The 5,908-nt window shown below is 72.0% G+C and carries 3 protein-coding genes; all 3 read left to right on the top strand.

Annotated elements, in window-relative coordinates; translation table 11 throughout:
- Positions 1-579: S9 family peptidase (locus PMI14_RS05755; protein WP_007851062.1), on the top strand; the 579-nt coding region annotated here is incomplete at its 5' end.
- Positions 580-799: 220 nt separating this feature from the next.
- A complete protein-coding gene (locus PMI14_RS35760; RefSeq protein WP_255344567.1) occupies positions 800-934 on the top strand; it encodes a hypothetical protein in 135 nt (44 codons plus the stop codon).
- Positions 935-1,151: 217 nt separating this feature from the next.
- Positions 1,152-5,908: glucoamylase family protein (locus PMI14_RS05745; RefSeq protein WP_007851054.1), on the top strand; the 4,757-nt coding region annotated here is incomplete at its 3' end.

Below are 5,908 nucleotides of genomic sequence, written 5' to 3'. Positions count from 1 at the left end.
GGCTGGGCGGCCGCCGAGCGTGCCGCCGTGAACCGCGAGGACACGTTGCGCCAGGCCCTGCGCGACTACCAGCAGCTGCATGCCCAGGCCCGGCCCGATGGCATGGGGGTGCTGGGCTTCAGCTACGGCGGCTACATGGCCGCGCTGCTGGCCGGCATGTACCCCTTTGATTGGCTGGTGCTGCGCTCGCCCGCGCTCTACCCCGACGAAGACTGGCTCCTGCCCAAGGAGGGCCTCGACAGGCGCGCGGTGGATGCCTACCGCCGCCAGGTGCACACGCCCGACACCAACCGCGCGCTGGCGGCCTGCTCGGCGTTTCGCGGCGATGTGCTGCTGGTGCAGTCGGAGTGCGACCAGGTGGTGGCGCCGCCCGTGATCGACAGTTACGCATGGGCCCTCAGCAATTCTCGCTCGCTGGTGCGGCACATGCTGCTGGGGGCAGACCATGAACTGTCACAGCCAAAGTGGCGCCAGACATACCACCGCATCGTGGTCGAGTGGCTGCAGGGCAGGCGCCTGCAACACCCGGGCCCGGGGGCGCCTCCTTTTTCGGCCGGCGGCACCTTGCATTCGCGCTGACCGCCACCATATGGTGGTGTCGAAGAACTGCCGCTCAAATCACGTCCCGCCGCTGGACGCCTGCGTTCTGCAGACCTTTTCCCTTCCTCCATGCATCTGTGTGCGCCTTCCATGAGGGTGCGCGTGGTTGCTTGAACGCCCCATCCGCGCCTTGTGCCGGGTGGCTGAGACCATTGCGCCCGCCAACCCCCGGGGCGTGTTCCAAGCGAAGGAGCCTTTCATGGCAGGAAAAGAACAGAAACGCGGCAACAAGGAATCGAAGAAGCCCAAGCAGAAGCCTGCCGCAGTGGTGGAGCCCCTGGCCCCCGCCAGGCCCGGCGCCGCACAGCCACCACGCGCAGCCAAAAAGGGCTGAGCCTCGGGGCTTCCTTGTGCCCTGCTTGCACGCTCCCTTCAGGCCTTGGGTCTGACGGGGGCGCGCAGCGTTCACGGCCTTGCCCAAGTGCAGGCCCGCCTGTGTGCCAGCACACAGGCCTTCCTTCGACGCGGACGGCCTGGCCCGTCCGCGCCTTTTCCTTCAACGGGCAGGTCACGGGGCACAGCGCGGCCCCGGGGTGTCCCGAAAGGCGCCCATGCTTGTTGTCGATGCCCTGTCTTCCCTCTTCCATGCCGTGAGGAGCGCCGCTGCGCCGCCGTGGAACGGCACCGCCCCCGTGCGCGAAGAGCTCTTTGGCATGGAGCGCCTGGAGCAGCATGCGCGCAGCCTGGCCGCCGCCCAGCAGGTAAGCCTGCGGCCGCCCCGGGTGCCCTCGCTGCACCGGCGCCTGCGCGCCAATGCCAGCCAGCTGCTGGCCGCCTACCGGGCCAGCGCCGCTGAATTGGCGTCGGGGTCCAGCGTGGTGCCCGCGGCCGACTGGCTGCTGGACAACTACCACGTGGTGGAAGAGCAGATCCGCGAGATCCGGGTCGACCTGCCGCCGGGCTACTACCGGCAACTGCCCAAGCTGGCGCAGGGGCCGTTCGCCGGCTACCCGCGCGTCTTCGGCATCGCCTGGGCCTTCGTGGCGCACACCGACAGCCACTTCGACCCGCTGGCGCTGCGCCGCTTCATCGCCGCCTACCAGCAGGTGCAGCCGCTGATGATCAGCGAGCTGTGGGCCGTGGCCATCACCCTGCGCATCGTGCTGGTGGAAAACCTGCGCCGGCTGGCCGACCAGATCACGGCCGGCCGGGCCGACCGCGCCGATGCGCAGGCGCTGGCCGACCGCCTGCTCGCCTCGGGCAGCGCCTACTCGGCCCTGGTGGGGGACATCGGCACGCGCGCCCACGGCCCGCTGTCGGAGCTGTTTGCCGCGCAACTGGCCAAGCGCCTGCGCGACCAGGACCCGCGCACCACCCCCGCGCTGCAGTGGCTGGAAGAGCGGCTCGAGCGACAGGGCACCAGCGTGGGCCTGGTGATCGAACACGCCCAGCAGCGCCAGGGCGCCTCCAACGTGAGCGTGCGCAACGTGATCACCAGCATGCGGCTGATGTCCGACATCGATTGGGCCGACCTGGTCGAGGGCATGGGCCTGGTGGACGCACGCCTGCGCGAAGGCGGCGGCTTCGCGGCGATGGACTTTGCCACGCGCAACCTCTACCGCAGTGCCATCGAGCAGCTGGCACGCGGCTCGGCCCTGACCGAGCTGGCCATTGCCGAGCAGGCCCTGGCCAGTGCGCAGGCGGCAGCGGCCGCCCAGGCCACCGGTGCCCACCCGGCGCGCGCCGCCGACCCCGGCTACCACCTGGTGGCCGAAGGCCGGCCCGCGCTGGAGCAGGCCATCGGCTTCAAGCCGCCCTGGGGCTTTCGCTTCAACCGCTGGCAGGTGGGCCTGGGCGTGGGGGGCTACATTGGCGCCATCCTGGGCCTGGCGGTGTTGCTGCTGGGCGCGGCCCTTTGGTGGGCGGGCCTGCACGGCACGCACCCGGGCTGGCTGGTGGCGCTGGCGCTGGCCGGCTTTCTGCCCGCCACCGAGGTGGCCAGCGTGCTGGTCAACCGGCGCGTCACGCGGCGCTTCGGCCCCGTGGGGCTGCCGGGCCTGGCGCTGGCCGATGGCGTGCCCACCCACCTGCGCACCCTGGTGGTGGTGCCCACGCTGCTGACCAGCGAGGCGGACCTGCGCGCCCACATCGAGAGCCTGGAGGTGCACCACCTGGCGGGCGCGGGGGGCGACCTGTCGTTCGCACTGCTGTCCGACGGGCTGGACGCGGCCACCGAGGTGGTGGCCAGCGACGCCCACCTGATCGCCGTGGCGCAGGAGGCAATCGCCGCGCTGAACCTGCGGCACGGCCCGGCGCCGGGCGGCAAGCGCTTTTACCTGCTGCACCGGCACCGCCGCTTCAATGCCGGCGAGAACTGCTTCATGGGCTGGGAGCGCAAGCGCGGCAAGCTGCACGAGCTCAACCGCCTGCTGCGCGGCGCCACGGACACCAGCTTCATGGCGCTCGATGGCAAGGGGCAACCGGAAATCCTGCCCGGCGTGCGCTACGTCATCACGCTCGATGCCGACACGCGCCTGCCGCGCGATGCCGCGCTGCGCCTCATCGGCAAGATGGCCCACCCGCTGAACCAGCCCAGCTTCAGCCCGGCGGAGCAGCGCGTGGTGGGCGGCCATGCCATTTTGCAGCCGCGCGTGACGCCGGCGCTGCCCATGGGGCTCGAAGGCTCGCTGTACCAGCGGCTGACCTCGGGGCCCGGCGGCATGGACCCCTATGCGGCCGCGGTGTCGGACGTGTACCAGGACCTGTTCGGCGAGGGCTCGTACACCGGCAAGGGCATCTACGACGTGGATGCCTTCGAGGCCGCGCTGGCCGGGCGCGTGCAAGAGAACACGCTGCTCAGCCACGACCTGTTCGAGGGCGTGCTGGCGCGCGCTGGCCTGGCGTCGGACGTGGAGGTGGTCGAAGACTTTCCGGCACGCTACGACGTGGCCGTGCAGCGCCAGCACCGCTGGACGCGCGGCGACTGGCAGCTGCTGCCCTGGGTGCTGGGTCGGCGCCACCAGGGCGCCGCCTTGCCCGCCCTGGGCCGCTGGAAGATGCTGGACAACCTGCGCCGCTCGCTGCTGGCCCCGGCCGGCCTGCTGACCCTGGTGCTGTGCTGCGCTTTGCCCTGGCCGCAGGCGCCCTGGGGCGTGCTGCTGGTGCTGGCGGCGCTGGGCGTGCCGGCCTTTTTGCCTGGGATGGCCGAGCTGTGGGCCAGCCGCCCCGGCATCCGCGTGGCCAGCCACCTGCGCCTGCTGGCCTCGGACTTCCGCGTGGCGGTACTGCAGACCGTGGCCGCCATCGCGCTGCTGCCCGACCATGCCTGGCGCGCGGTGGACGCCATCGTGCGCGCCCTGGTGCGGCTGTACGCCACGCACCGGCAGATGCTGGAGTGGAAGACCGCCGCGCAGTCGGCCACCAAACCACGCCCGGGGCCTGCGGGCTTCTACCGGCTGATGGCCGGCGGCCTGCTGCTGACCACGGTGCTGGTGGCCGGCACTGCCGCGCTGGCACCGGCATCGCGGCCCCTGGTGCTGCCGCTGCTGGCCTTGTGGCTGGCGGCGCCGGCCCTGGCCTGGCGCTCGAGCCGGCGCTCCGTGCCAGCGCCGCAGAGCGCGCCCGCCCTGGACAACGCCCTGGTGCTGCGGCGCATCGCGCGGCGCACCTGGCGCTTCTTCGAGACCTTTGTCACCGCGGCCGAACACCACCTGCCGCCCGACAACTTCCAGGAAGACCCCAAGCCCGTGGTGGCGCGCCGCACCTCGCCCACCAACATGGGGCTGTACCTGCTGTCGGCCGTTGCGGCGCGCGATTTCGGCTGGGCCGGTGCCGCGCAGACCGCCGACCGGCTGGAGGCCACGCTGGCCAGCATGGGCGCGCTGGCGCGCCACCGGGGCCATTTCTACAACTGGTACGACACGGGCACGGCGCAGGTGCTGGCGCCGCCCTACGTGTCGTCGGTGGACAGCGGCAACCTGGCCGGCCACCTGATCGCGCTGGCCAGTGCCTGCGAGGGCTGGGTGCGCGCGCCGCTGCCCGCGACCTGGGTGGCAGGGCTGGGCGATGCCCTGGCGCTGGCGCGCGAGGCGGTGCAGGGCGTGCCTGCGGCGCAGGGCGCACAGGGCCGGCGGCTGCTGGCCCTGCTGGCCGAGATCGACACCGCGGTGGCGGGTGGTGGCGTGGAGATGGGCCTGCCCGCCCTGCAGCGCCTGGCCGACAAGGCGCTGAAGGAGGCGCAGGACATCGCGGTGCCGGCAGGCAGTGGCGAGGGCGATGCACTGCTGTTCTGGACTGCGGCCGTGCGCGCACGGGTCATCGAGCAGGGGCACGACCTGCTGCCCACTGGCGAGGGGCTTCCCACGCTCGACGCCCGCTGGCAATCGCTGGCCGACACCGCGCGCGCGCTGGCGCTGGGCATGGACTTCGCCTTTCTGCTCGACCCCGAGCGCAAGCTGCTGTCCATCGGCTATGCGGCGGTGGAGAACCGGCTCGACGCCAACTGCTACGATCTGCTGGCCTCCGAAGCGCGGCTGGCCAGCCTGTTCGCCATCGCCAAGGGCGACGTGGAGACGCGCCACTGGTTCCGCCTGGGGCGCACGGCGATACCGGTGGGCAAGGGGTCGGCGCTGGTGTCGTGGTCGGGCTCGATGTTCGAGTACCTGATGCCTTCGCTGGTGATGCGCGCCCCCGCGGGCAGCCTGCTGGCGCAGACCAACACCCTGGTGGTGCAGCGGCAGATGGCCTACGGCGCGCTGCAGGGCATACCCTGGGGCATCTCCGAGTCGGCCTACAACGCGCGCGACCTGGAGTTCACCTACCAGTACTCCAACTTCGGCGTGCCGGGCCTGGGGCTCAAGCGCGGGCTGGCCGAGAACCTGGTGATCGCCCCCTACGCCACCGGCCTGGCCTGCATGGTGGATGCGACCGCGGCGGGGCACAACTTCGCGCGCCTGGCGCAGCTCGGCGCCCTGGGGCAGCATGGCTTCTACGAGGCGCTGGACTTCACCCGCAGCCGCCTGCCCGAGGGGCAGGCCGTGGCCATCGTGCGCAACTACATGGCGCACCACCAGGGCATGACCATCGTGGCCATTGCCAACACCTTGCACGGCGGGCAGATGCGCGAGCGCTTTCACCGCGAGCCCATGGTGCAGGCCTGCGAGCTGCTGCTGCAGGAGCGCATGCCGCGCCTGGTGGCCGTGGCCCACCCGCGCGCCGAAGAAACGCAGACCGGCCCTGCCGACGTGCGCGACGACCTGCATGCCGTGCGGCGCATGGGCGCGCCAGGTGCGAGTGCACCGGCCACGCACCTGCTGTCCAACGGGCGCTATGCCGTCATGCTCACGGCGGCCGGCACCGGCTACAGCCG

The organism is Acidovorax sp. CF316, from assembly GCF_000276605.1.
Lineage (GTDB): Bacteria > Pseudomonadota > Gammaproteobacteria > Burkholderiales > Burkholderiaceae_C > Acidovorax.
Note: the sequence above shows the minus strand (reverse complement) of the source record. Positions and strands in the feature narration are given on the sequence as shown.

Coding starts and splice junctions, on each gene's coding strand:
- PMI14_RS35760 (WP_255344567.1), top strand. CDS start 800: ATGGCAGGAAAAGAACAGAAACGCGGCAACAAGGAATCGAAGAAGCCC.